Origin of the sequence: Actinomadura sp. KC345, assembly GCF_004348515.1 — a bacterium.
GTDB lineage: Bacteria > Actinomycetota > Actinomycetes > Streptosporangiales > Streptosporangiaceae > Spirillospora.
Map to the genome: position 1 here is coordinate 1 of NZ_SMKH01000094.1, position 25,396 is coordinate 25,396.

The window sequence follows — 25,396 nt, forward strand, 5'->3', positions numbered from 1 at the left end:
GGCCGAAGAGGTCCAGCGCCGCGATCAGGCCGAAGATCGCGAAGCCGTGCCGGTAGTGCAGGACCTCGTAGAACAGGGCGCAGATGAGGAACACGACGACCAGGGCGCCGAAGAGCTCGGGATGCGGGACGAGCCGCGCGTACTCGGGTTTCAGCGCGCCGCGCCGCGCGATCCGCACGACCCTCAGCACCAGCGCGGACACCATCAGGATCAGCGCGATCCCGCCGATGAACCCGCGTTCGAGGACGGAGGCGATGTAGTCGTTGTGCGCCTCCTGGACGTAGGACTCCTGCCGCTCGCGCATCTGCGTCTCGGTCTGCGCGGCGCCGATGCCCCACGGATGGTCCTGGTCCTGGATCATGTTCCAGGTCGTCGCGAAGACGGTGCTGCGGGAGTCGGTGCTCTCCCCGGTCGTCCGTCCGACGGAGTCGCGGATGATCGGTGACGCCTGGCCGGCGCGGTCCAGGAACGGCTGGACGTCGACCTGGGTGACCACGGTGACCGCGCCGCCGCCGAGGAACACGGCCGCTGCGCCGACCGCCGCCGCGTGATGGGCCTTGCCCTCGCGGAGCAGCCGGAACAGGTAGCCGAGCAGCAGGGCGCAGCAGAGCGCGAGCAGGCCGCCGTTCGAGCCCGTCAGCAGCTCGGCCGCGATGAGGATCCCGCACACGGTCCAGCGCAGCCACCTGCGTTCGGGGAACCGGGTGGCGCGCACGATGAAGAAGACGCAGATGAACCAGTTCGCCGCGTAGTTGGCGTCGCCGAAGGTGAACATCAGGCGCTCGCCGTCGACCTGCCGGCCGGACAGCGCGTCGAGCCCGAGCGCGAAGCCGGCCATCATGACGAGCGCGTAGATCGTGCCGGTCCAGACGAAGGCGCGCAGCGCGAGGCGGAACAGGGACGGATCGCGGCCGAGGTTGGCGACGCAGACCGCCCACAGCAGCACGAACAGATCCTTGACGAGGGTGAGCGCCCCGGCGCCGTCGTTGGCGAGCGCCGCGACCGCGCCCGCGAGGACGGTGAGCAGGGTGGGCAGCAGGAACGGCCAGCGGACCGGAAGCCTGCGCGTCCCCGCCCACAGGAACGTCGTGACGGCGAACACGATCAGTGCGAGATCGGGCAGCGCCGTGTTGCCGGGGCCGGGGCCGAGCCCGGCGGGCAGCAGCATCGGCAGCGACGCGATGCCCGCGACGAGCGCGACCGCCTCCGGCCGCCACCGCCGCCGGGGCCCGGCCGGTTCCCGGGGCGGCTCCCGCGGCGGCGCCACCCCGGCTGGGGCGGCCCTGCCCGGGGTGACGCTGCCCGGGGTGACGCTGGTCGCGGTCGCCGTCATGACCGCTGGTAGGGCCTTCTCGAGGTGCCCCGGTAGGTCTCGTCCAGCACCGTGCCGAGGTGGGCGGGGGTGAACCACTCGCCGACGCGGCCGCGGGCGCGCTCGGCCATCCGGTCGGCGGCGGCCGGGTCGTCGAGCATCGCCGTGATGGCGCCGGCGAGCCGCTCCGGGTCCTCCGGCGGGACGAGCAGGCCGGTCTCGCCGGCGAGGACCAGGTCCTGGTTGGACGGTACGGCCGTCGCGACGAGCGGGATCCCGGCGCCGATCGCCTCGACCAGCACGCAGGGCAGGCCCTCCCAGCGGCTCGCCATCGCCATCAGGTCGAACGCGGGCAGGACCGCGGCGACGTCGTCGGTGTGGCCGAGCCAGCGCATCCGGTCCTCGACGCCGAGCTTCGCGGTGAGCTTCGCCAGCCGGTCCGCCATGGGGCCCCCGCCGACCCACAGCCCGAACACGTCGTCCGGCAGCCGGGCGACGGCCTTCGCGAAGATCTCCGGGCCTTTCTGGAAGGTGAGCCGGCCGATCGACCCGACGACCTTCACTCCGAGGGGGAGGTCGAGGCGGCGGCGCGCCTGCGCCCTGGCGCCCGGGGCGGTCGCGTACGCGTCGACGTCCACGGCCGGCCACGACAGCCGCACGCGCTCCGGCGTCGTGAGGCCGAGCCGCAGCGCGGTCGTCACCGTGTCCGTCCCGACCCCGAGGAACGCGTCGGTGTGCTTAGCGGCGATGCGTTCGAGGCGGATGTAGGCGGTGCGGCGCGCCCACGACTGGAACTCGTTGAACGGGAACCCGTGCCAGGTGTGCACGATTCGGGGGACCCCGGCGCGGGCCGCCGCGAGCCGCCCGATGACGCCCGCCTTGGAGGAATGGGTGTGGACGACGTCGTACCGGCCCTCCGCCAGCACTCTGGTGAGCGTGGACAGCGCGGCGAGGTCGTCGCGCGGCGAGATCTGCGGAACCAGCGGCCCCACCTGGACGATCTCCATCCCGGCGCGGTGCGCCGCGGGCGTGAGGTCCCCGGCGGCGGCGTTCGCGACGGCCTCGTCGCCGTAGAGCACGGTGCCGCGGCCCGCGGCCGGGCGGCCGGCGGACGGCTCGCTGTCCATGCCGACGCCGCCGGTGACGATGGCCCGCTCGTACGTGCCGTCCGGCAGCGCCATCGCCCCGTTCAGCGCGACCCGGCCGCCGCCGCCGTTGAAGCGGGTGATCACTTGCGCGACTCGCAGCTTCCTGCCCGTACTCACGGCTCACCTCTACTCATGGCGCATCCCGCTACTCATGGCGCACCCCGCAGGCCGGGAGGGGGCGCCGGGCCGGGCGGTACTCCGGCAGCAGGCGGCGCAGCAGCAGCCGCACCCCGGCCTCGTCGCCCGCCCCGGCCGCCTCGGCGAGCTCGTCGAGCAGCCGCGGCAGCCCGGCGGGCGGCGGCACCGGCCGGGTCCCCCAGATCTTCGGGTGAGCGGTGCGGATGCGCCGCTCGGAGTCGGCGAACGCCTTCTCGGCGAGCTTCTCGCCGGGCCCGAGTCCGCTGAACCTGATCGTCACCGCGGGCGAGCGGAGCTGCGCGGCGTACCGCTGCACGAGGTCGAGCACCGGGAGCGGGCGGCCCAGGTCGAGGGCGAACGTCTCCGCCTCCTCCGCGAGCGCCGCCGCCTCGATCAGCAGGCCCGCCGCCTCCGTCACCGTCATGACGTGCCGCGCCGCCTCCGGGTGCGTGATCGTGATGACCTCGCCGGCCGCGATCCGGTGCGCGAGCGGGCCGAGCGGCCCGAGCGGGGCGCGCGGCGCGCCGATGACGTCGCCGACGCGGACGGCCGCGAAGCACGTCGGGCCGCCCGTCGCCGTCTGCAGCAGCAGCTCCCCGAGCCGCATCGTCGCGCCCAGCACCGACGTCGGCTCCGCCGCCCGGTCGGACGAGACGAGCACCAGGCGCCGCACCCCGTGCCGCACCGCGCCGTCGACGACGTACCGGGTCCCCAGCACGTTGCGGGAGACGCCGAGGCACGGGTCGTCCTCGACCTCCGGCAGCCGGTACAGCCCGGCCGCGTGGAAGACCAGCTCGGGCCGCGCGTCCACGATGACGCCGTCGATCCGTTCCGCGTCCCGCACGTCCGCCTCGGCGAGGGTGACGCGGTCGCCGCCCGGCTCGGCGGACAGCTCCCGGGCCAGCCGCTCCAGCCCGCGGGCGTCCCTGTCGACGAGGCAGAGCGCGGCCGGGCCGAGCCGCCAGATCCGCCGGCACAGCGCGCCGCCGACCGTCCCGCACGCCCCGGTGACGAGCACCCGCCGGCCGCGCAGCACCCGGCGCCCCCGCGGCTCGGCGAGGACGATCTCGTCCCGGTCCAGCAGCAGGGCGAACGGATCGGCGGGCGCGTCGGCCGGGGGCGCGGGCGCGGTGGCCCGGCGGGGACGGTGCGGCGGGAGCCAGCGCATGGTCAGCTCCGGGTCCGCAGCGCCTCGGTGAGGGCGGCGACGACCTTGTCCTGGTCGTCCGCCGTCAGCCCCGGATAGAGCGGCAGCGACAGCAGCTCTTCGGCGACCCGGTCGGTCACGGGCAGCCGCCCGCACTCGTCCTCGCCGAGGATCCGCCGGTAGGCGGTCAGCTGGTTGGCCGGGATGAAGTGGACGGACGTCCCGATGCCCGCCGCCTGCAGCTCGTCGCCCACCTTGTCGCGGTCCGGGACCCGCACCTGGTAGAGGTGCCAGGCGTGCCGGACGCCGTCGAGGCTGTTCCGCTGCGGGAGCACGACCCCGGGGACGCCGGCGAGCGCCTCGTCGTAGCGGGCGACGAGCTTCACGCGGGCCTCCTGCCAGCCCGGCAGAGACCGGATCTGGGCCCGCCCGATCGTCGCCTGGGCGTCGGTCATGTTCGCCTTCAGCCCGATGGCCTTCACGTCGTACCGCCAGCTTCCGCCCGGCATGTACCGCTTCCAGGAGTCCTTGCTCATCCCGTGCAGCCGCATCGATCGGACCCGGTCGGCGAACTCCTCGTCGTTCGTCGCGACGGCGCCGCCCTCGCCGATCGGCATGTTCTTCGTCGCGTAGAAGGAGAAGCACGCCGCGTGCGAGGCCGCCCCGACCGGGACGCCGCCGCGCGCCGCGCCGGGTCCGTGCGCGGTGTCCTCCACCACTCTCGACCGGTCGAGCCCGGCCGCGGCGGCGAGCGCGGGCACGTCCACCGGGTAGCCGCTCTGGTTCTGGGTGACCATCGCGGCGGGCTTCACCCGCGCCGCGGCCGCGGCGACCGTCTCCGGGCTCGGCACCAGCGTCTCCTCGTCGATGTCGACCAGGACGGGACGGTGCCCGGCATGCAGGATCGCGTTGATCGCGCCGCAGAACGTCAGGCTGGGCGTCAGCACGGGCGACCCCGGCGGCAGGTCCATCGCGCGCAGGCTCAGCTCCAGTGCGCTCGTGCACGAGGCGACCGCGACGACGTGCGCGGCCCCGAGGTGGTCGGCGAACTCCTGCTCGAAGGCGGCGGTCTCCGGCCCCGTGGTGAGCCACCGGGAGTCGAGCACCTTGGCGACCGCCTCCGGCACCCCGTCGGTGAGCGGCGGGACGCAGAACGGAACGGCTGAACTCATGAGGACTCCTTGATCTGGCGCGCCTCGGGGGCTCGCGTTAGGTGATCGTGCGGGTCTTCGCCTTGCGGGTCTTCTTCGCTTCGCGGGTCTTGGCCTCGCGGGACACCGTCCTGCCGGAGGCCGTCTTGCCGGACGTGGCGACGACGCCGAGCAGCGGCCAGCCGGACGCGGCGACCAGGTCGCGGACCGTCTCCAGCCCCGCGACCGTCGTCACCCGCCCGACCACCACGACCACGCCGACCGTGTCGTCCGCGCCCGGGTCGATGTCCTCGAACGCGTGCACGTGGCATACGCGGCGGGTCGGGACCGGCTGGGTGACCTCGGTCGGGGAGACGCCGGCCGGCCTCGTCGCCATGACGGCGGCGCCGCCGCCGGCGCGGACCATCGACGTGCTCGCCGCGCCGCCCTGCCCGTCGCTGTTGAGGGACGGCCCATCGCCGTCCCTCAACGGCGACGGGCGGCCCATGCCCGCCTCACCGCCCCTGCCGGAGCCCGTCCCGGACCGGCCGGGGTCGTCGGGCCGCTCGGAGGCGGCGCCCGCGCGGGCGTGGCCCGGCCCGGCCGCGACGGGCCGCGTCTCGTCTCCGTACACGGCCGAGGCCACCGACGACACCAGCTCGGCGGACAGCGGGCCGGGGGCGCCGACCAGCGCGACCCGTCCGACGTCCTCCTTCTTGGCCGCCAGCCGCACCCGGCGGCCGAGGTCGGCGAGCTGCGCGGGCCCCCGGTCGGCCCAGCCGAGCAGCGGCACCTCCAGCCGCCGCGCGACCCGCCGCTGCCCCGGGATCGTGGGCCGGAGCATCTCGGCCACGACCGCGATCAGGATCCCGCCGACCAGCCCGGCCAGCCCGGCGATCGCCGCCATCATGATCGTCGGGTCGGACCTCGGGGCGAGCACCGCGGGCTGCACGACCGACGCCGTCCCGGTCGTGGTGAGCTGCGTCAGCAGGTCCGAGCGGTTCGACCGCAGGTCCGTCAGCTCCGACTGCACCCGTTCGCGCTCGTTGGCGGCCTCGATGTCGGGAACGGCGCCGCCCGCCGCCCGCGACAGCGGCCCGAGCTTCTCCTCCAGCTCCCGGGAACGCTCGTCGATCTCGTCCATCCGCTGCTTGATCGCGCTCTGGTCGGACTCGTTGATCTTCCGGACGACCTCGGCCCCGATGGCGTCCGTGAGCCCGCGCGCCACGGCCGGGTCGCGGTCCTCGACCGACAGCTCCACCACCGTGGACGCCCCGAGCCCGGACACCTCGATCGCCTTGGCGACCTTCCGCGCGGACCGGTCGACCCCCTGCCGCCGCAGCACGTCGCGCAGCAGGGTGTCGCTGGTCGCGAACGCCTTCACCTTGCTGACCACGATGCTCGCGCCCGCGTCCTCGGACGCCGCGTCCGTCGCCTCGCCGCCGGCCTGCAGCCGCGACGTCGCCACCGACGGCGGCTCCTGCCCGGCCATCAGCAGCGCCACGAGCGCGACCGGGAGGACCGTCATGGCCAGCAGGAGCGCCCAGTAGCTGCGGAACACCCGCGCCGCGACTTCGTCGATCTCCACGATCCACCCCTTCGGCCTCGTCACGGCGAGCGTAGGAAGACCCTTCAGCGGAGCAATCGCCCAAAAGACGACCCCCGCCTACGCCGTTTGCACCAGGCGGTCGAGCGGTTCAGGGAGCCGGGCGGATCAACGGGCGGATCACGGGGACGAGGGGCGCATGCCGGCGCGCATGGCGAGCGTGATCGCCTCCAGCGCGGAGTGCATGCCGAGCTTGGCCAGCAGGTTCTGCGTGTGGGTCCGGACGGTGTTCGCCGACAGCCCCAGCCGTTCCGCGATCTCCGCGCGGCCGAGACCGTCGACCATGCACTGCAGGACCTCCCGCTCGCGCGGCGTCAGCTCCGCGAGCAGCCGTGCCCCGCCGCCCGGGTCCCCGTCGTCGCGCATGAGGCGCCGCAGCACCTCGCCCAGCACGTCCGGCGGGATCCAGCCGCCCTGCCCGGCCGCGGAACGGATCACCCGGGCGACCAGGCCGGCGCTCTCGGTCTTCTCCAGCCAGCCCACGGCGCCGCGGCGGACCGCCTGCACCAGCGCGTCCAGGTCGCTCATCGCGGTCAGCACCACCACGCGGACGTCCGGATGGGACTCGCGGACGCGGTCCAGGACGTCCAGGCCGTTCTCGGCGCCGAGCATCAGGTCGAGGACGAGCACCCGCGGGCGCTCGGTGGCGGTCAGCGCGAGCGCGCGCCGCACGTCGTCGGCGATCGGCAGGATCACCAGGTCGGGCTCGCGTCCCAGCCGGGCGGCGAGGGCCTCGGCGAAGAGCGCGTGATCGTCCACGATGAGGACGCGGATCGGTTGCATCCACCGACGATGACCGCTGCCGGCGCCCGGCGGATCCTGCAAACGCTGTACTCGTTCGCGCGCCGTACCCGTTCGCGCGCCGGTTCGGAGGGCGCTCGTTTCGGACGTCCGTTTGCGCCGCCGCCCCGCTCCGAGATCTCCGCTGATGACGGCCGGGGAGAGAACTCGTGCGCGGACGCATCGCCGCGCCCGGAGGTTCACCGGCGTCCGGAGCCGGTCACGTGGAGTGGGTGACGTTGACCGTTCGCGACTGCCTGCTGATCCTTGGCGTGACCATCTCAGGGGACTGGCTATCAGGGGATGCCACATGAAAGTCCTGATCACAGGGGGTGCCGGGTTCATCGGCAGCACGATCGCCTCCGCCTTCGCCGAACGCGGGGTGACGCCCGTCGTGCTCGACAGCCTGGTCACCGGCCGGCCGGAGTTCACCGGCGGACGGATCTTCTACCGGGGCGACATCGCCGATGGGGACCTGGTGGACGAGATCTTCCGGAACCACCCGGACATCGTCGCGACCGTGCACTGCGCCGCGCTGATCGTCGTGCCCGACTCGATGTCCGACCCGCTGCGCTACTACCGGGTCAACCTCAGCAAGACCCTCGACCTCGCCGGTCACCTCGTCCGCAACGGCTGCGACCGGATGATCTTCGCGTCCACCGCCGGCATGTACCGCCCCGAGGCGGACCTGTCGGTCTCCGAGACGTCCGTCCTGGAACCGCAGAACCCCTACACGCGCTCGAAGATGATGGCCGAGCTCCTCTTGCAGGACCTCACCGGCGCCAACGGGCTGCGCGTGATCTCGCTGCGCTACCTCAACCCGATCGGCGCCGACCCGCAGCTGCGGACCGGCCTGCAGAGCAGCAAGCCCACACACGCGCTGGGCAAGATGATCGAGTGCTACGAGCTCGGCGTCCCCTTCACGATCACCGGGGTGGACTGGGAGACCCGCGACGGCACCGCGATCCGCGACTACATCCACGTCTGGGACATCGCCCGCGCCTTCTACGAGGCCGCGCTCCGCTTCGATTCGATCCTCCCGCCGCTGGGGGACGGCCCCGGCTACCAGGTCATCAACCTCGGCACGGGCGACGGCACCACCGTCCGCGAGCTCGTCGCCGCCTTCCGCGAGGTGGTCGGCGACGGGTTCCAGGTCGACGAGGCCCCCGCGCGCCCCGGCGACGTCGTCGGCGCCTTCGTCGACCCGGCCAAGGCCGAGGAGCTGCTCGCCTGGAAGCCCGAGTACACGATCGAGGACGCCATCCGCCACTCGCTCCAGTGGGCCGAGCGCCGCCGCGCGCTGGACGTCGCGTAACGCGGAAGCCTCGACCGCTTCGGTCCTCCCGGCGCCGCCGATCCGCCGGGAGGACCGCCGGACACACCGCCCTCGCGCCACCGCATGCTCGCGCGATGGCGGGCCGTGCCATGGCGGGCTCGTGCCGAGACGCGGGCGGCGCGGGCCCTGTGCGGGTTCCAGCGGAACCGGGCTCGTGCCGAGACGACCCGCAGGTCGGCCTGGGTGGCGAACTCGGCGCTCATGCCGACGGCCATGCCGTCGACGGCGGCGATGACGGGCTTGGGGCAGCCCATCAGCAGCGGAACGCCGTCGCCGCCGTCCCCGTCGGGACGGCCGCGGTCCTCCGCCGGCCGGGTGGCGAGGTCGGCCAGGTCGATGCCGGAGCAGAAACTGCCCGGAACGCCGGTGACGAGCAGGACGGCGACGTCCGGATCCGCGCCGGCGCGGGCGACCCCGGCGGCGAACTCGTCCAGCATCGCGTACCTCATGGCGCCGCGCTTGTCCGGCCGGTCGATGGTCAGTATGGCGATCCGGTCGGTCACCTCGTAGCGGATCTCGCGCACGGTCTCCCTCTTCCTCCGGGCTCTTCCTCCGGTCCAATGGTGAGTGCCATGCTGGCTTAACAAAGGTTAAGGAGATTTTATGGATTTCCACCTGCCGAGCGAGCTCACCCGGCGGCTCGCCGACCTGGACGCGTTCATCGATCGGGAGATCGCGCCGCTCCAGGCCCAGGACGACAACGAGCGCTTCTTCGACCACCGCCGCGAGTACTCCCGCACCGACTTCGAGAACGGCGGGGTGCCCCGCCGCGAGTGGGAGGAACTGCTCGGCGAGATGTTCCGGCGGGCCGACGCGGCGGGCTGGCTGCGCTACGGGCTGCCCAAGGAGGTCGGCGGCTCCGACGGGACGAACCTCGACATGGCGGTGATCCGCGAGCACCTCGCGCACAAGGGCCTCGGCCTGCACAACGACCTGCAGAACGAGGCGTCCGTCGTCGGGAACTTCCCGTTCGCCCACATGCTCATGGAGTACGGGACGCCGGAGCAGAAGCAGGAGTACCTGGAGCCGATGCTCGCCCGCGAGAAGCGGATCGGGTTCGGCCTCACCGAGCCCGAGCACGGCAGCGACGCCACCTGGATGGAGACCACCGCGCGCCGCGACGGCGGCGACTGGGTCATCAACGGCGCCAAGCGGTTCAACTCCGGCATGCACTCGGCCACCCACGACGTGGTCTTCGCCCGGACGGGCGGTGAGGACGGCGACGCCCGGGGGATCACCGCGTTCTTCGTCCCGACCGACGCCCCCGGCTTCTCGGTCGACTTCCACTGGTGGACGTTCAACATGCCCACCGACCACGCCGAGGTGACGATCCGCGACGTGCGCGTGCCGGACTCGGCGATCTTCGGGGCGGAGGGCGAGGGCATGGCGGTGGCGCAGACGTTCGTCCACGAGAACCGGATCCGGCAGGCGGCCTCCGGCGTCGGCGCCGGGCAGTACTGCGTGGACCGCAGCGTCGAGTACGCCCGCGAGCGCGTGACGTTCGGCCGGCCGCTGGCGACGCGCCAGGCGGTCCAGTGGCCGCTGGTCGAGTTGCAGACCGAGGCCGAGATGCTGCGCGGGCTGATCCGTAAGACCGCCTGGGAGCTGGACCGGCTGCCGCACATGGAGATCAGCGACCGGGTGTCGATGTGCAACTACCGCGCCAACCGGTTCGTCTGCGAGGCGGCCGACCGCGCGATGCAGGTGCACGGCGGACTCGGCTACTCCCGGCACACGCCGTTCGAGCACATCTACCGCCACCACCGCCGGTACCGGATCACCGAGGGCTCCGAGGAGATCCAGATGCGCAAGGTCGCCGGCTACCTGTTCGGTTTCGCGGGCCCGAACAGGACCGGGGGCCGGAAGGGCGCGAAGGGCTGAAGCCGTGCGAGAAACGGCCGAGACGCCGGAGCCGCTCCCCGGACGGCCCGAGCCGAACCACCCCGGGGCGAAGCAGCCCGGCACCAAGCAGCCCGGCATCAAGCAGCCCGGCATGAAGCAGCAGGGGCCGGGCGAGAGCGGGATCCTGCGCGCCGCTATCGCCGTGATGACCGAGCACGGCTACCACGGCACGTCCGTCCGGGACATCGCGATGCGCGCGGGGATCAGCCCCGCCGCGCTCTACTACCACTTCGAGTCCAAGCAGGAGGTCCTGGCGACGATCATGGAGCGGGGAATCGAGGCCCTGCTCCGGGCCAGCCGGGCGGCGCTCGCCGCGGCCGGTGACGAGCCGGCGGCCGGGCTCGGCGCGCTCGTCGAGACGCACGTGCTGTTCCACCTGCGGGACCAGCGCGGGACCATGCTGGGCACCAGCGAGCTGCGTGCGCTGGACGAGCCCGTGCGCGGCCGGCACATCGCCAAGCGCCACCGGCAGCAGCGGCTGTTCGACGGAGTCATCACACGAGGCGTCGAGCAGGGCGCGTTCACCACGCCGATCCCGCTGGAGGCGTCCCGCGCGATCGTCGTCATGTGCACCGGCGTGGCCGCCTGGTTCTCGCCCGACGGCCCGCTCGACCGGACCGAGATCGCGCGGAACTACCGGCGGCTCGCGCTCGACATGGTGGCCGCTCGTCCGGCCCGCGCACCAGACCTGACCGAACGTTCATAAAGGAAATCTTGCGGGTTCACCAGGGATGGCAGGAGGACGCCCATGGATCGGGACGTCAGGTACGAGACCGACGGGCACGTCGGCATCGTGACCCTCGACCGGCCGAAGGTGCACAACGCGCTGCGCCGGCAGACCTATGACGAGCTGACCGAGCTGGTGCGCACGACGGAGGCGCGGGCGCTGGTCGTCACCGGCGAGGGCCGGTCGTTCTGCTCCGGCGACGACGTCCGCGAGCTGATGAGCGGCGGGGCGGCGGGCGCGGCCCCCAGGCCCGAGCCCCGGATCACCCCGGCCGCCGGTGCGCTGCTGGACACCGACGTCCCGGTGATCGCCGCCGTCAACGGCCCGGCGGTCGGCTGGGGCATGGAGCTGGCGCTCCTGGCGGACCTGCGGGTCGCCGCGCGCCGCGCGACGTTCGGGGAGCTGTTCGTCAAGCGCGGCCTGTGCAGCGATGTCGCCGGCATCGGCCGGCTGGCCCAGCTCGTCGGGCGGGAGCGCGCGGCCGAGCTGCTGTTCACCGGCGAGGTGATCGACGCCGAGCGCGCCGAGCGCATCGGCCTGGTCGGACGCGTCGTCGACGACGACCGGCTGCTCCCGGAGGCGCTGGAACTGGCCCACCGGATCGCCGCCAACCCGCCGCTGGCGGTCGCCGCCCTGAAACGCGGCCTCCGCCGCGCTCTCGACCCCGACTGGAACGACCTCGGCGCCTGGGTGAGTACCACGCTCGGCGACCTGTTCACCACCGAGGACCACCGTGAGGGCGTCCGGTCCTTCCTGGAGAAGCGGGAGCCGCACTATGTCGGCCGCTGAGCCGCCCACCACCGAACCGCCGGGGATCGACCGGGAGCGGGTCGGGCGGTGGCTCGCCGCGAACGTCGTGGGTCTCGTCGCCCCGGTCGAGTTCTCGCTGGTCTCGGGCGGCCGCTCCAACCTCACCTACCGGGTCACCGACGCCGCCGGCGCCGCGTACGCGCTGCGCCGCCCGCCGATGGGCGGTGTCCTGCAGACCGCGCACGACATGGGGCGGGAGTGGCGGTTCGTCTCGGCGATGGCGGGCACCGGCGTCCCCGTGGCGCCGCCGCTGGCGTTCTGCGACGACACCGGCGTCACCGGCGCCCCCTTCTACGTGATGGGCTTCGTGGACGGGCTCGTCCTCGCCGGTCCCGACGACGCGGCGCGCCTGGAGCCGGCGGCACGGGCGCGGGCGGGGGAGAGCCTCGTCGAGGTGCTCGTCGCGCTGCACGCACTCGACCCGTACGAGCGCGGACTCGACGCGATGGTGCGCTCCACCGGGTTCGCCGAGCGGCAGCTGCGGCGCTGGCACCGGCAGATCCGCCACGCGGAGGTCGCCCATCTCCCCCTGCTCGACGAGGTGCACGACCTGCTCGCCGCGCACGTCCCGGCCCAGCGGACCGGGATCGTCCACGGCGACTACCGTCCGGGGAACCTCGCCTTCGGGCCGGACGGCACGGTCCGCGCCGTCTTCGACTGGGAGCTGGCGACCTCCGGCGATCCGCTGGCCGACGTCGGCTACCTGGTGGCCACCTGGCAGGAACCGGGTGAGTCCGACGCGGCCGGAAGCCCCGGCCCGACCGTCGTGCCCGGGTTCCCGTCCAGAACCGAACTCGTCGACAGGTACGCGCGGCTGGCGTCGCGCGACGTGTCGGACGTGCCGTACTGGGTCGCGTTCGCCCAGTGGCGTTCGGCCTGCATCAGCGTGGGCGTGCGTGCCCGCTACGCGGCCGGGCACATGGCCGATGACGGCTACCGCGACCAGGCGCAGGCCCGCGCGGACCAGGAGATCCTCCTGGCCGAGACCGCCCGCGACGCCGTCCGCGCCCTGGGCTTGAGCACGGGTGGGGCGCCGTGAACAGCGGCAGGAAAGGAGAGCATCCGATGACTTCCGAGGACTACCGGGCCGGTGTGCGCGCCTGGCTGCGCGCCCACGCGCCCGACCCGGACCCGGACCCGGACGCGGCGCCCGGCGAGCAGCTGCGCCGCGCCAAGGAGTTCCAGGCCGCGCTCTACGACGCCGGTTACGCCGGGATCACCTGGCCCGAGGAGGCCGGCGGCCAGGGCCTCGGCCCCGCCGAGCAGCAGATCTTCGCCGACGAGGCGGCCGGGTTCGACCTGCCGACCTACCCGTTCATCGTCGGCCTCGGCATGTGCGGGCCCACCCTCGCCGATCTCGGCACGCCCGAGCAGAAGCGGCGGCACCTGCGCGCCCTGCTGCGCGGCGACGAGATCTGGTGCCAGCTGTTCTCCGAGCCGGGCGCCGGATCGGACGTGGCGAGCCTGCAGTCCCGCGCCGTCCGCGACGGGGACTCCTGGGTGGTGAACGGCCAGAAGGTGTGGACGACCAACGCCCAATGGGCCGACTTCGGCGCCCTGCTCGCCCGCACCGACCCCGGCGTCCCCAAGCACGCGGGCCTCACGATGTTCATCGTCGACATGCACGCGCCCGGCGTGACCGTCCGCCCCCTCAAGGACATGACCGGGAGGGCGCCGTTCAACGAGGTCTACTTCGACGACGTGCGCATCCCCGCCGACGCCGTGATCGGCGAGGTCGGCGGCGGCTGGCGCGCGGCGGTGACGATGCTCGGGCACGAGCGGGTGTCGATCGGCGGGGCGCGTCCGTCGCGCGACAGCGCGCTGACCTTCGCCGCGCTGCTCGACCTCGCCCGCCGCGAGGGCGCCACGGACGACCCGGCCCACCGCGAGCGGCTAGCCGAGCTGTACGCGCACGAGCGGGCCCTCGACCTCCTCAACGCGCGGATGCGGCAGGAGGCCGCCGCGGGCCGCCCGCCCGGGGCGCGCGGCTCGGTCGCCAAGCTGGCCGGCGCGGTCCAGCTGCGCCGCGCGATCGCGCTCGCCGGGGAGCTGGCGGGCACGAACGCGGTGGCCTGGGACCCGGGCGACGCCCGCGGCGACGACCTGGCGCTCGGCTTCAACGCGGCGCCCGCGTCCGCGATCGCCGGCGGCACCAACGAGATCCAGCGCAGCATCATCGGCGAGCGCATCCTCGGCCTGCCCAAGGAACCGCAGGTCGACCGGGACGTCCCGTTCCGCGAACTCAAGGTCGGCACCCAGCGCGAGGAGGGCGGCCAATGAAACTCGTACTGGACGCCGAGCAGGAAGAACTGCGCGCCACCATCCGCAAGGTCCTGACAGATCGCTCACCGACCGCGAAGGTCCGCGAGGTCATGGACTCGGAGCTCGGCCACGACCCCGACCTGTGGCGGACGCTCGGCGACCTCGGCGCCCTCGGCCTCGTCGTCCCGGAGGACCTGGGCGGCTCCGGCGCGGGCCACGTGGAGCGCGCCGTCGTGATGGAGGAACTCGGGCGCGCGCTCGCCCCGTCGCCGTTCCTGGCCTCGGCGGTGCTCGCGACCGACGTCCTGCTCACCCTCGACGAGGACGACCCCGCCCGCACCGCGCTGCTGCCGAGGCTTGCCGCCGGCGAACTCGTGGGCACGGTAGCGGTGACCGAGGGCGGCGCGTGGGACCTGGCCGGCGGGGCGACCACCGCCACCGGGCACGGCGGCGCATGGCGCCTCGACGGCGTCAAGACACCCGTCCTCGCCGGCGACTCGGCCGACCTCGTCCTCGTCTACGCCCGCACGACGTCCGGCCCCGCCTGGTTCGCCGTCGAAGGCAACGCGGTCGGCCTGACCCGCACCGTCCTGACGGGCCTCGACCCGACCCGCCGCTTCGCGAAACTCGGCTTCGCCGGCACCCCGGCCCGCCCGCTGGCGGCGTCGGACCCGGGGGCGGCACTGGAGACCGTCATCGACCTCGCCGCGGTCGCGCTGGCCGCCGAGCAGGTCGGCGGGATGCGGCGGGCGATGGAACTGACCGTCGAGTACGCGAAGGCGCGGATGCAGTTCGGCCGCGCGATCGGCTCCTACCAGGCGGTCAAGCACGGCTGCGCCGACATGTACGGCGCGTGGGAGCAGGCGGTGTCGGTGCTGCGCTACGCCGCGTGGACCGCCGACCACGACCGTCCCGGCCTGCCGATGGCCGCCTCGCTCGCCCAGACCTACATCGGCCCGGCGTTCTTCGAGACGGCCACCGGCATGGTGCAGTACCACGGCGGCATCGGCTACACGTGGGAGCACGACGCGCACCTGTACTACAAGCGCGCCAAGAGCAGCGAGCTCCTCCTCGGACCGCCCGGCCGCCACCGCGCCCGCCTCGCCGACCAGCTGGAAATACTGTGACCTGGAAATACTGGGACGGCGTCCCGATGAGTTCTCGCCGCCGACGAGGTCTATAAGCCATGAACACACACATCCTCGAAACGCCCGGGGCGGACCTCGCCTACGACGTCCACGGCCCGCTGCCGCCCGCCGAGGGGCGCCCGCCGCTGATGATGATCGGCCAGCCAATGGAGGCCGCCGGATTCCGCGCGCTGGCGTCCCACTTCCCCGACCGCACCGTGGTCACCTACGACCCGCGCGGCCTCGGCCGCAGCGTCCGCAAGGACGGCCGGACCGACCACGACCCCCGCACCCAGGCCGCCGACGTGCACGCCGTCATCGAGGCGGTCGGCGCGGGCCCGGTCGAGATGTTCGCGAGCAGCGGCGGCGCGGTGACCGCGCTCGCGCTCGTGACGGCCCACCCGGGCGACGTGACGACGCTGGTGGCGCACGAGCCGCCCCTCAATCCGGTGCTCCCCGACGCCGAGGCCGCCGAGCGCGCCCGCGCCGGCTTCCGGGACGCCTACGAGCAGAGGGGCTGGGGCGCCGGCATGGCGGCCTTCATCGCGATGACCTCCTGGGAGGGCGAGTTCACCGACGACTACTTCGCCCAGCCCGCACCGGACCCCGCCGCCTTCGGCATGCCGGACGGCGACGACGGCTCCCGCGACGACCCGCTGCTCTCCGACCGGTCCTGGGCGGTCAGCGACTACCGGCCCGACGTCGCCGCGCTCACCGAGGCGCCGACCCGGATCGTGATCGCGGTGGGCGAGGAGACCGGGGACACCTTCACCGCACGCACCGCGGTCGCCACGGCCGACCTGCTGGGCCAGAAGGCGACGGTGTTCCCGAGCCACCACGGCGGCTTCCTCGACGGCGAGTTCGGCTATCCCGGTCAGCCCGCGGCGTTCGCGCACAAACTGCGCGAGGTCCTGAACACCTCCTGACGAGTGTCACTCCGCCTCGGGCGGCCGGCCGCGGCCGCCCGCTCCGAACGAAAGCCCCGGCGGGCTTGGCCAGAGGGCCGAGCGTGCCGTCCCAGATGGCGGCGTCTTCGGCGTTGAGCCACCCTCTGATGTACCGGCCGCCGTCCAGGGAACGCGTCGAGTCGATCCACGACCGTTCATAGCCGCGTTTGGCGTCGTCGGGTGCCTGTTCGGTGCCGTCCCGTTCGGCGATGACGTCACGGACCCGCTTGCCGAACGAGGCGACCTTCCCGGCGGAGAAGTCCTGATCGACCTTGCCGAGCAGGATCTCTTCGGCGGCGGCGCAGTCCTCGTCGTCCAGCCGGGCGACCGCACCGGCGATGGCCGCGGCGTATCCGAAGGACAAGGTCACCGGAGCTCCACCGCCCCATCACCTCGGTCAGCCGGTGCCGCTGGCGGTGGGGGTGGCGCGTGGGGCAGAGGGCAGGCGGAGCCTGCCCGACGAAAGCTGCACTCAGGGGCGTCCCCGTACGCAGCGCCGCCCCCACCGCACGGCGCCGAATGACGGGCTCACGAGTCACGGGTCCATGAGTCATCGGGCTCGTGAGTGTCGGGTCCATGAGTCACGGCTCAGCAATCATGGGCTCGCGAACGGTCAATTGCGACTGCGAGGACGAAACCATGGCCGGGGTGTGCGTCCCTCATCGGTATCACTCGCAGAACGACATTTGGACGCGCCGGCCCAGCAAAACGCAGGCGCATAATCAGGAGAGATCCGAGATGTATGTGGAGCCGCCGCCCGGCGTTGTGAATCAACCGCCGACGAGGACGATGCGCGGCTCACGTTGAGAATGCTTGCCCGCCGCCGAGGGTCCGCCGGGTGCCGGCGGCTATCTCCAGGTCTTCGCGGGCCTCGATCACCAATGTGCGGACAAGCGCGCCCGCCGCCGTGACCTCGGAGTCGCCGTCCACCGCCGCATTGCGGTCGGGGTCGATGGAGACGCCGAGGTAGGCGAGGTCCTCGGCCAGGCGCATGCGGACGGACGCGTCGTGTTCGCCGACGCCGCCGGTGAACACGAGAGCGTCGAGTCCGCCGAGCGACGCGGTCATGGCGGCGGCGCAGGCGCGGAGGCGGTGGTGGTAGACGTCGAGGGCGGCCAGCGCGTTCACGTCGCGTTGTTCGGCGAGTTCGCGGACGCGGCGCATGTCGCCGGTGCCGCACAGACCGCGTAGCCCCGAGTCGCTCTCCAGAGCGGCGTTGACGTCCTGCGCGCCGAGCCCGTGCTTGATCAGCCACAGCGGGATGCCGGGGTCGATGCTGCCGGCCCGGGACGCCATGACCAGCCCTTCCAGCGGTGTGAACCCCATCGTGGTATCGACCGAGCGTCCCTCGGCGACGGCGCAGAGGGACGCCCCGGAGCCGAGGTGGCAGACGACCGTCCGGCCCGGGACCCCGCCGAGGAGTTCACCGGCGCGGCGGACGGCGTAGCCGAACGACAGCCCGTGGAAGCCGAACCGGCGCAGCCCGAAGCGGCGCCGCCACTCCCGGGGGAGCGCGTAGGTGGCGGCGGCGTCCGGCAGCGTGGTGTGGAACGAGGTGTCGAAGCAGGCGACCGCGGGCACGCCGGGCAGCGCGCCGGTGATCTCCGACAGGGCGTGCAGCGACGCCGGCTGATGCAGCGGCGCAAGGTCGGCGAGGTCGCGCAGCCGTTCGGTGACCGTGGCGTCGACGAGCACCGGCTCGGCGAACTCCGTCCCGCCGTGGACGAACCGCACGCCGATCGCGTCGGGTTCCGGCATGCCGGTGACCATCGGCGCCATCTCGTGGCCCGCGCCTGATTCCACGGCGAGGACGGTGTCGTCAGGGTCGAGCAGGCTCACCTTCAGGCTGCTCGACCCCGGATTGACCGTGAGAACTCTCATCGGAACCGGCCCCTCAGTACGGCCAGGTCCAGTCGCGGACCTCCGGCGCGTCCTCGCCGTGCTCGCGGGTGTGGGCACGCGCCGCGAGGCGCTGGTCGGCCATCCGCTGCCGGATGTGGGCGACGCGCCCGCCGAGCGAGGGGACGCGGTCGATGACGTCCATGACGAGGTGGTAGCGGTCGAGGTCGTTCAGCATGACCATGTCGAACGGCGTAGTCGTCGTGCCCTCCTCCTTGTAGCCGCGGACGTGCAGGTTGGGGTGCCCGGCACGGCGGTAGGTGAGCCGGTGGATGAGGTACGGGTAGCCGTGGAACGCGAAGATGACGGGCTTGTCGGTGGTGAACAGCGCGTCGTAGTCGCGGTCCGGCATCCCGTGCGGGTGCTCGCTGTCCGGCTGCAGCCGCATGAGGTCGACGACGTTCACGACCCGGACGCGCAGTTCGGGGAACAGCCGCCGCAGCAGGTCGGCGGCGGCGAGCGTCTCCAGCGTCGGGACGTCGCCCGCGCAGGCGAGGACGACGTCGGGGTCGGCGCCACCTTCCGTCGAGGCCCATTCCCAGATGCCGATGCCGCGGGTGCAGTGCGCGATCGCCGCGTCCATCGGGAGCCAGTTCAGCGCGGGCTGCTTCCCGGCCACGACCACGTTGACGTAGTCGCGCGACCGGAGGCAGTGGTCGCCGACCGACAGCAGCGTGTTCGCGTCCGGCGGCAGGTAGACCCGGACGATCTCCGGCTTCTTGTTCAGGACGACGTCGAGGAAACCGGGGTCCTGGTGGGTGAATCCGTTGTGGTCCTGCCGCCACACGTGCGACGACAGCAGGTAGTTCAGCGACGCGATCGGCCGCCGCCACGGCAGGTCCCGGGTGACCTTCAGCCACTTGGCGTGCTGGTTGAACATCGCGTCGACGATGTGGACGAACGCCTCGTAGCTGTTGAACAGCCCGTGCCGCCCGGTGAGAAGGTAGCCCTCCAGCCACCCCTGGCACAGGTGCTCGCTCAGCACCTCCATGACCTGCCCGGACGGCCCCTGATGCTCGTCGGTCGGGAGCACCTCGCCCTGGAAGACGCGGTCGGTCGCCTCGAACACGGCCCCGAGCCGGTTGGACGCGGTCTCGTCCGCGCCCATGACGCGGAAGTTGGACGGGTTGGCCTTCACGACGTCGCGCAGGAACGTCCCGAACGTCTGGGTGGGCTCGGCGCTCGTCGTGCCCGGCTTGTCGACCGGGACCGCGTAGTCGCGGAAGCCGGGCAGGACCAGCGGCTTCAGCAGCAGCCCGCCGTTGGCGTGCGGGTTCGCGCTCATCCGGCGCTCACCGCCGGGCGCCGACGCCAGCAGCTCCGCGACCGGGCACCCCTCGGGGTCGAACAGCTCGTCCGGACGGTAGGAGCGCAGCCATTCCTCCAGTTGCGCAAGGTGTTCCGGGTTGTCGCGGACCCCCGCGAGCGGGACCTGGTGGGAGCGCCACGTGTTCTCCACCGGCTTCCCGTCCACCTCCTCAGGGCCCGTCCAGCCCTTGGGCGACCGCAGGACGATCATCGGCCAGCGGCGCCGCCCGGCGGCAAGCTCCTCGCGGGCGCCGCGCTGGATGTCGCCGATCTCGCTCAGGGCCTGGTCGAGCGCCGCGGCCATCTTGCGGTGCATGGACGCGGGCTCGTCGCCGCTGACCAGGAACGGCTGGTAGCCGTAGCCGTCGAGCAGCTGGACGAGCTCCTGCTCGGGGATGCGCGCGAGGAACGACGGGTTCGCGATCTTGTAGCCGTTCAGGTGCAGGATCGGCAGGACCGCCCCGTCCTTCACCGGATCCAGGAACTTGTTCGAGTGCCAGCTCGCCGCCAGCGGCCCGGTCTCCGCCTCCCCGTCCCCGACGATGCACGCGACGACGAGGTCCGGGTTGTCGAACGCCGCCCCGTACGCGTGGGCCAGTGAGTATCCCAGCTCACCGCCCTCGTGGATCGACCCCGGAGTCTCCGGTGCCACGTGGCTGGGGATTCCGCCGGGGAACGAGAACTGCCGGAACAGCCGCCGCATGCCCGGCTCGTCCAGCGACACGTCCGGATAGATCTCGCTGTACGTGCCCTCCAGCCAGGCGTTCGCGACGGCCGCCGGGCCGCCGTGGCCCGGACCCATGATGTAGATCATGTCGAGGTCGCGCGCCTTGATCACCCGGTTGAGGTGGGCGTAGCAGAAGTTCAGGCCGGGGGAGGTGCCCCAGTGGCCGAGCAGCCGCGGCTTGATGTGGCCCCGTTCGAGCGGCTCTCGGAGCAGCGGGTTGTCCAGCAGGTAGATCTGCCCCACGGAGAGGTAGTTGGCCGCCCTCCAGTACGCGTCGATCTGGCGTACTTCGTCGTCGGTCATGGCGACGGACTCGCTCATGGCGCGTTCCCTTGTCCCTTCGGTCCCGGGCCGGGCTCTCGGTACCGCCCTGGGAGGACCACGTCCCCTGGATCGGCTGCCCCAACCATCGCCGAAAGCCCGTCGCCGAAGGGATCGCGAAGCGGGTTACTCGAACAAGCGGGGTACCTGCATAAGCAAGGCCACGGCGGTGCGGGCCGCCGTGGCCTTGTCCCCCCACCTGGAAGTGGACGTCACCCGGTTACAGGGGCGGTCCCCGCGTCCGGAAGTGCCGGTGCGGCTCCGCCCCGCCCCCCAGCGAACCGGTAGGAGCGTCTCCATTGGGTGCGTTGAAGCCTGCCGCCTACTCCCGAGTAGGTTCACGCGTCCGGGCGTGGGCTCGGCGAGCGGTCGCACATCTGCGACGAACGGTTAACGCAGAGCGACACAGGTACGACTCAGAGCGACCGGCCGTCCGCGGTGACGGGACCGTGGACGGCGGCGGCCCGGGTGTCGCCGGCGGTCTGCCATGCTGCGTACACCAGGACGGAAGGGAGCGGTATGGGCGGGTTCTTCACCGGGCGGACGCTGGCGGGCATCGGGCGTGACCTGCGTTCCGGGGAGGAGTCGGCGACCGGACTGCTGGCGCGGGCGCTGGAGTCGGTCGACGCGGACCTGAACGCCTTCGTGACCCTCGACCCCGAGGGCGCCGGGGCCGCCGCGAGAAAGGCGGACGAGGAACTCGCGTCCCGCGTCGACCGGGGCCCGCTGCACGGCGTCCCGGTCGCGGTGAAGGACATCATCGACGTCGCGGGCCTGCCGACCGGGATGGGGTCCGCGCACTTCGACGGACACGTGGCAGGAGCCGACGCGGCCTGCGTGACGATGCTGCGCGAGGCCGGAGCGGTGATCGTCGGCAAGACCGGAACGCACGAGTTCGCCTACGGCGGCAGCGGCGACGTGTCGGTGAACGGCCCGGTCCGCAACCCGCACGACCGGGAGCGGATGTCGGGCGGCTCCAGCAGCGGCAGCGCGGTCGCGGTCGCCGCCGGGACGGTCCCGCTGGCGCTCGGCACCGACACGGGCGGGTCGGTGCGCATTCCCGCCGCGTTCTGCGGCATCGCGGGGTTCAAGCCGCCGTACGGCGCCATCCCGACCGGCGGCGTGTTCCCGCTGTCGGCGTCGTTCGACCACGTCGGCGTCCTCGCCGGATCCGCGGACGACTGCCGCATCGCCTACCGCGCGCTGACCGGCCCGGCCGAGGCCGTGCCGCCGCCGGTGGACGGGAGCGCACCGCACCGCCGCGTCGCATGGATCGAACCGCCCGCGCTCGACTCACCTGCGCTCGACTCACGCGCGCTCGACTCGCCAGTGATCGATCCAGAGGTGGAGCGCGCGGTCCGGGCACTGTTCCCTGATGCGAAGTCCGAGCGGATCGACCTGCCCGAGATCCTGCGGATCTTCCGGGTGATCCAGGACGCCGAAGCCTACGACGTGCACGCCGAGCGGGTGGCGGAGGCGCCCGGCCGCTACCAGGCGCCGACGCTGGAACGCCTGGAGCGCGCGGGCCGGACGCCCGGCTGGCGCTACCTGCGCGCCGTCCGCGAGCGGGAGCGGTTCGCGCGCGAGGTCGCCGCGCTCCTGGACCGCTACGACTACCTGGCGCTGCCCACCCTCCCGATCACCGCCCCGAAGATCGGCGAGACCGAGGGGCCGTTCGGCCCGTACGTCCCGGCGCTGGTGAGCCTCACGTGCCCGTGGAACGTGGTGGGCCTGCCCGCCCTGAGCGTCCCGGCCGGCACCGTGCACGGCCTGCCGGTCGGCGCGCAGCTGGTCACCCGCCGCGGCTCCGAGCCGCTCCTCTTCGAGGCCGCGGAACGCCTGCGGAGGGACGGGGCCGGGTGACGGCTACGGGCTCACCGTGTCGACCAGGACCTCGGTGACGAGCGAGGCCGGGACGTCCAACCGGGCCGCGAGGCGGACGACCTGCCGGGCGGACTCCGGCGGACGGGCCGCGATGACCCTGGACGCGGCGCGCAGCGCGGTGACGCGTTCCTCCGGTGTGGCGAGCGCGCCGCCCGCCCGGCTGACGGCGGCGTCCACGACCTCGTCCATCAGGGGCCTCCGCTTCCGGAGGGCCTCCAGGACGGTGGTGCGGCCGCCGGAGTGAAGCAGGCCGGCGGGGTCGTGCCCGGCGGGCAGGCACGCGGTGCCGAGCGGGCCGCCGATCCCCGCGAGCCTCTCCCACGTTCGGACGGCACCCGACCGTCCGGCCTGGTCGCCGTCCAGCGCGAGGACGACACCGGTCTCGTCCAGGTCGGCGACGTCCCCCAGCGCGGCGAGCTGCGACGTGGTGAGCGCGAGGCCGCAGGTCGCCACGGCCGCGTACTCGGCGGGGCCCGCGATGGTCACCGCGATCGCGTCCAGCGGCCCCTCCACGAGCACCGGGCACGCGCCGACCGCGAGCCGGTCGCGGGCCTCGTGCAGGCCGTAGAGCAGTTCGCCCTTGTGGAAGAGTGACGTGTCCGGGCCGTTCAGGTACTTGGGGCCCGGGGCATCGTCACGGCGGCGGCCGATGAAACCCGCGATGGCGCCGTCGGCCGTCCGGATCGCGAACATCGCCCGCCCCCGGAACGTGTCGCGGAGCCGCCCCACCTGCCCTTGCGACGCCTGCCCTTGAGACGCCCGTCCCTGAGATGCCTGCTCCCGGCGTGCCTGACCCCGGACGGCCTGACCCCGGACGGCCTGACCCCGGCGTGCCAGGCCGGACGCGACGATCTCGTCGTCGCCGTACCCGAGCATGCGCAGGTGCTCGGTGAGCGCGTCCGGGCGGGCGGGCGCGTACCCGATCCCCCATCGCCGCTGCGCGCCCGCCGGGAACCCGCGTCCCGCCAGGTAGGCGGGCACCCAGCTCTTTCCGAGACCCGCGCGGAACCACTCGTGCGCGTCGGACATGATCCCGTGGCGGCCCGGTGCGGGCCCGTCGCCTGTCCGCGGCATGGCGGCCTCCTCGCCGTCGGCGGGCGGGGAAGCCACCACGGGTCATACCCGACTCAGAGGCCCGGCCCTAGAGGTAGAGGCCGAAGAACTCCTCCGGGTGGTCCAGGAGCGGCGGCAGGTCGTCGGCCGTGAGCGTGATCAGTTCCTTCTTGGCGGGCGGCTTGGAGCCGGGGGGCTTGCCGCCCTTCCGCCCCTTGGCGCTCTTCTCCTGAGCGGCGGCGGTGACGGCGGCGGACGCGACCCGCTCGGCCTGGTTCGCCACGGCGACGTCGAGCATGTTGCGCATCAGGCGTCCGTTGCCGAACGACGGACCCCGGGGAGCGCGGCGCAGCATCGTCCGCAGCACGTCCTCCGTGCCGGGCGCGAGCCGAAAGCCGTCCCCGGCGGCGAGCTGCCCGAACACGGTCAGCAGCTCGTCGTCGGTGTAGTCCGGGAAGTGGATCTGCTTGGGGAACCGCGAGTCCAGGCCCGGGTTGGCGGCGAGGAACTCCGCCATCTCCTGCTCGTACCCGGCCACGATCACCACGAGGTCGTCGCGGTGGTCCTCCATCAGCTTCACCAGCTCGGCGATCGCCTCGTGCCCGTAGTCGCCCTTCAGCGGCGACTGCGTGAGCGTGTACGCCTCGTCGATGAACAGGACGCCGCCGAGCGAGCGCTCCACCAGCCTCCGGGTGCGGGGCGCGGTCTGCCCGATGTACTCGCCGACGAGGTGGGCGCGGGACGCCTCGACCAGGTGCCCGGACGACAGCACCCCGAGCCGCTTGTAGATGCGGCCGAGCAGCCGCGCCACCATCGTCTTGCCGGTCCCGGGGTTGCCGGTGAACACCATGTGCCGTGTCGGCGGGGTGATCGTCAGGCCGGACTCGCTGCGCAGCCGCGCCGCGTGCGTCCCGGCGACGAGCAGCGCGATCTCGTGCTTGACCGTGTCGAGGCCGGTGAGGTCGCGCAGCTCGGCGAGCGGGTTGCCGGTGGACTCCGAGGTGTCCAGCGTGTCCGGGATGTCCTGCTTGCGGATGACCAGCTCGGGGCCGGGGCCGGGGTTGGATGACTCCGCGTCCCGTGACTCCGCGTCCGCCGCCGGTACGGTCACCGCGCCCGGGGCAGCGCCCGTGGCCGTCGGCGCGGGCCTGCGGGCCTGGGCCGCGGCCACGGCCTGGTCGGCGAGATAGGGCGCCAGGCGGGCGTTGCGGAGCGTCTGCATCGGCGGCGTCGCGGCCAGCAGCGCCCCCGCCGCCTCGACCGCCTGCCGGGTGCCGCGGGCGCCGCGGGCGTTCAGCGCCCGGCGGAACAGCTCGGCGTGGCCTTGCGCGCTGAACGGGCGGGTCCGCGCGATCCGGAACCGCTGCGGCAGGACGGGGTTGATGCCGCGGATCCGCTCCTCGCCGCCGGTGTCGCACAGCGCGACCAAATGCAGGTCCGGGTGGACCGCCAGCAGCCGGTGCAGTTCGGCGGCGATGGCCTCCCCGTTGCCGGGGTCGGTGACGATGCCGTCCAGGCCCTCGATGATGAGGAGGCGGTCGCCGGCGCAGTCGCGGGCGTCGGCGTGCAGCCGGGCGACGGCGTCCGGGAGCCGCTGACCCGTGTACAGGTTGTCGGTGACCCAGTGCGGGTCGCGGCCGAGCGCCAGGGCCTTGCCGAGTTCCTGCGCGGCGTCGCGCTTGCCGGTGCCGTCGGGACCGGACAGCAGCAGCCGGACGGGCTCGTCGCCGCGGGTCAGCTCGTCCAGCGCCGCGACGACCTCGGGCTGCTCGACCAGCGACGTCGCGATGTCCGCGCGGCCGCCCGCCGCCGTGCCGCCCGCCGCCGTGCCG

19 protein-coding genes and 1 pseudogene are annotated in these 25,396 nt (G+C 73.3%); 10 read left to right on the top strand and 10 right to left on the bottom strand.

All coding sequences use genetic code 11. The features are described 5' to 3' along the window. The 6 genes from E1281_RS17580 to E1281_RS17605 form a co-directional block, all read right to left on the bottom strand. Positions 1-1,333 (bottom strand): O-antigen ligase family protein (locus E1281_RS17580; protein WP_207943328.1); only part of this gene is annotated, 1,333 nt, incomplete at its 3' end. Next, positions 1,330-2,577, bottom strand: a complete 1,248-nt coding sequence (locus E1281_RS17585) for a glycosyltransferase (RefSeq protein ID WP_131879499.1) — start codon at positions 2,575-2,577, stop codon at positions 1,330-1,332. The genes E1281_RS17580 and E1281_RS17585, both read right to left, overlap by 4 nt. Positions 2,578-2,605: 28 nt before the next feature. Then, complete coding sequence (locus tag E1281_RS17590; protein ID WP_131879501.1) at positions 2,606-3,766, bottom strand: SDR family NAD(P)-dependent oxidoreductase; 1,161 nt, start codon at positions 3,764-3,766, stop codon at positions 2,606-2,608. A gap of 2 nt (positions 3,767-3,768) precedes the next feature. Continuing rightward, on the bottom strand, positions 3,769-4,917 hold the full coding sequence (locus E1281_RS17595) for a DegT/DnrJ/EryC1/StrS aminotransferase family protein (protein WP_131879503.1): 1,149 nt from the start codon (positions 4,915-4,917) through the stop codon (positions 3,769-3,771). A gap of 37 nt (positions 4,918-4,954) precedes the next feature. Further along, positions 4,955-6,463, bottom strand: coding sequence for a hypothetical protein (locus E1281_RS17600; RefSeq protein WP_131879505.1), 1,509 nt, complete (start codon positions 6,461-6,463; stop codon positions 4,955-4,957). A gap of 138 nt (positions 6,464-6,601) precedes the next feature. Beyond that, positions 6,602-7,264, bottom strand: coding sequence for a response regulator transcription factor (locus E1281_RS17605; RefSeq protein WP_165958977.1), 663 nt, complete (start codon positions 7,262-7,264; stop codon positions 6,602-6,604). 307 nt (positions 7,265-7,571) lie between these two features. Between E1281_RS17605 and galE the strand changes: the two genes are divergently transcribed. The 9 genes from galE to E1281_RS17650 all read left to right on the top strand — a co-directional run bounded on the left by galE (position 7,572) and on the right by E1281_RS17650 (position 16,351). Next, positions 7,572-8,576, top strand: coding sequence for a UDP-glucose 4-epimerase GalE (gene galE / locus E1281_RS17610; RefSeq protein ID WP_131879509.1), 1,005 nt, complete (start codon positions 7,572-7,574; stop codon positions 8,574-8,576). 357 nt (positions 8,577-8,933) lie between these two features. Next, on the top strand, positions 8,934-9,107 hold the full coding sequence (locus E1281_RS40305; RefSeq protein ID WP_165958976.1) for a hypothetical protein: 174 nt from the start codon (positions 8,934-8,936) through the stop codon (positions 9,105-9,107). A gap of 93 nt (positions 9,108-9,200) precedes the next feature. After that, a complete protein-coding gene (locus E1281_RS17620) occupies positions 9,201-10,478 on the top strand; it encodes an acyl-CoA dehydrogenase family protein (RefSeq protein WP_131879513.1) in 1,278 nt (425 codons plus the stop codon). Positions 10,479-10,482: 4 nt separating this feature from the next. After that, entirely contained in the window at positions 10,483-11,205 is a 723-nt protein-coding gene (locus tag E1281_RS17625; protein WP_131879515.1) for a TetR/AcrR family transcriptional regulator, read from the top strand. A gap of 42 nt (positions 11,206-11,247) precedes the next feature. Continuing rightward, positions 11,248-12,015, top strand: a complete 768-nt coding sequence (locus tag E1281_RS17630) for an enoyl-CoA hydratase/isomerase family protein (protein ID WP_131879517.1) — start codon at positions 11,248-11,250, stop codon at positions 12,013-12,015. Continuing rightward, positions 12,002-13,075, top strand: a complete 1,074-nt coding sequence (locus tag E1281_RS17635) for a phosphotransferase family protein (protein ID WP_131879519.1) — start codon at positions 12,002-12,004, stop codon at positions 13,073-13,075. The genes E1281_RS17630 and E1281_RS17635 overlap by 14 nt, the downstream gene beginning before the upstream one ends. A gap of 26 nt (positions 13,076-13,101) precedes the next feature. Further along, positions 13,102-14,316, top strand: coding sequence for an acyl-CoA dehydrogenase family protein (locus E1281_RS17640; RefSeq protein WP_131879521.1), 1,215 nt, complete (start codon positions 13,102-13,104; stop codon positions 14,314-14,316). Then, complete coding sequence (locus E1281_RS17645; protein ID WP_131879523.1) at positions 14,313-15,425, top strand: acyl-CoA dehydrogenase family protein; 1,113 nt, start codon at positions 14,313-14,315, stop codon at positions 15,423-15,425. The genes E1281_RS17640 and E1281_RS17645 overlap by 4 nt, the downstream gene beginning before the upstream one ends. 59 nt (positions 15,426-15,484) lie before the next feature. Next, on the top strand, positions 15,485-16,351 hold the full coding sequence (locus E1281_RS17650) for an alpha/beta hydrolase (protein ID WP_131879524.1): 867 nt from the start codon (positions 15,485-15,487) through the stop codon (positions 16,349-16,351). 819 nt (positions 16,352-17,170) lie between these two features. Here E1281_RS17650 and E1281_RS17660 read toward each other — a convergent pair. After that, complete coding sequence (locus E1281_RS17660; RefSeq protein ID WP_131879528.1) at positions 17,171-18,253, bottom strand: acetate/propionate family kinase; 1,083 nt, start codon at positions 18,251-18,253, stop codon at positions 17,171-17,173. A 13-nt stretch (positions 18,254-18,266) separates the two neighbouring features. Beyond that, a pseudogene (locus tag E1281_RS17665) lies at positions 18,267-20,630 on the bottom strand (phosphoketolase family protein); the annotation flags it as partial. Positions 20,631-21,146: 516 nt separating this feature from the next. On the opposite strand from E1281_RS17665, the gene E1281_RS17670 reads away from it, so the two are divergent. Further along, positions 21,147-22,490, top strand: coding sequence for an amidase (locus E1281_RS17670; RefSeq protein WP_131879532.1), 1,344 nt, complete (start codon positions 21,147-21,149; stop codon positions 22,488-22,490). Between the two features lie 3 nt (positions 22,491-22,493). Here E1281_RS17670 and E1281_RS17675 read toward each other — a convergent pair whose 3' ends face one another. Both E1281_RS17675 and E1281_RS40310 read right to left on the bottom strand, forming a co-directional pair. Continuing rightward, positions 22,494-23,585, bottom strand: coding sequence for a toprim domain-containing protein (locus E1281_RS17675; protein ID WP_131879534.1), 1,092 nt, complete (start codon positions 23,583-23,585; stop codon positions 22,494-22,496). 67 nt (positions 23,586-23,652) lie between these two features. Further along, positions 23,653-25,396, bottom strand: a 1,744-nt coding sequence (locus tag E1281_RS40310) for an AAA family ATPase (protein ID WP_165958978.1), incomplete at its 5' end; no start/stop codon positions are given.

Coding starts and splice junctions, on each gene's coding strand:
- E1281_RS17590 (WP_131879501.1), bottom strand. CDS start 3,766: ATGCGCTGGCTCCCGCCGCACCGTCCCCGCCGGGCCACCGCGCCCGCG.
- E1281_RS17595 (WP_131879503.1), bottom strand. CDS start 4,917: ATGAGTTCAGCCGTTCCGTTCTGCGTCCCGCCGCTCACCGACGGGGTG.
- E1281_RS17605 (WP_165958977.1), bottom strand. CDS start 7,264: ATGCAACCGATCCGCGTCCTCATCGTGGACGATCACGCGCTCTTCGCC.
- galE (WP_131879509.1), top strand. CDS start 7,572: ATGAAAGTCCTGATCACAGGGGGTGCCGGGTTCATCGGCAGCACGATC.
- E1281_RS40305 (WP_165958976.1), top strand. CDS start 8,934: ATGCCGGAGCAGAAACTGCCCGGAACGCCGGTGACGAGCAGGACGGCG.
- E1281_RS17620 (WP_131879513.1), top strand. CDS start 9,201: ATGGATTTCCACCTGCCGAGCGAGCTCACCCGGCGGCTCGCCGACCTG.
- E1281_RS17630 (WP_131879517.1), top strand. CDS start 11,248: ATGGATCGGGACGTCAGGTACGAGACCGACGGGCACGTCGGCATCGTG.
- E1281_RS17635 (WP_131879519.1), top strand. CDS start 12,002: ATGTCGGCCGCTGAGCCGCCCACCACCGAACCGCCGGGGATCGACCGG.
- E1281_RS17640 (WP_131879521.1), top strand. CDS start 13,102: ATGACTTCCGAGGACTACCGGGCCGGTGTGCGCGCCTGGCTGCGCGCC.
- E1281_RS17645 (WP_131879523.1), top strand. CDS start 14,313: ATGAAACTCGTACTGGACGCCGAGCAGGAAGAACTGCGCGCCACCATC.
- E1281_RS17650 (WP_131879524.1), top strand. CDS start 15,485: ATGAACACACACATCCTCGAAACGCCCGGGGCGGACCTCGCCTACGAC.
- E1281_RS17660 (WP_131879528.1), bottom strand. CDS start 18,253: ATGAGAGTTCTCACGGTCAATCCGGGGTCGAGCAGCCTGAAGGTGAGC.
- E1281_RS17670 (WP_131879532.1), top strand. CDS start 21,147: ATGGGCGGGTTCTTCACCGGGCGGACGCTGGCGGGCATCGGGCGTGAC.
- E1281_RS17675 (WP_131879534.1), bottom strand. CDS start 23,585: ATGCCGCGGACAGGCGACGGGCCCGCACCGGGCCGCCACGGGATCATG.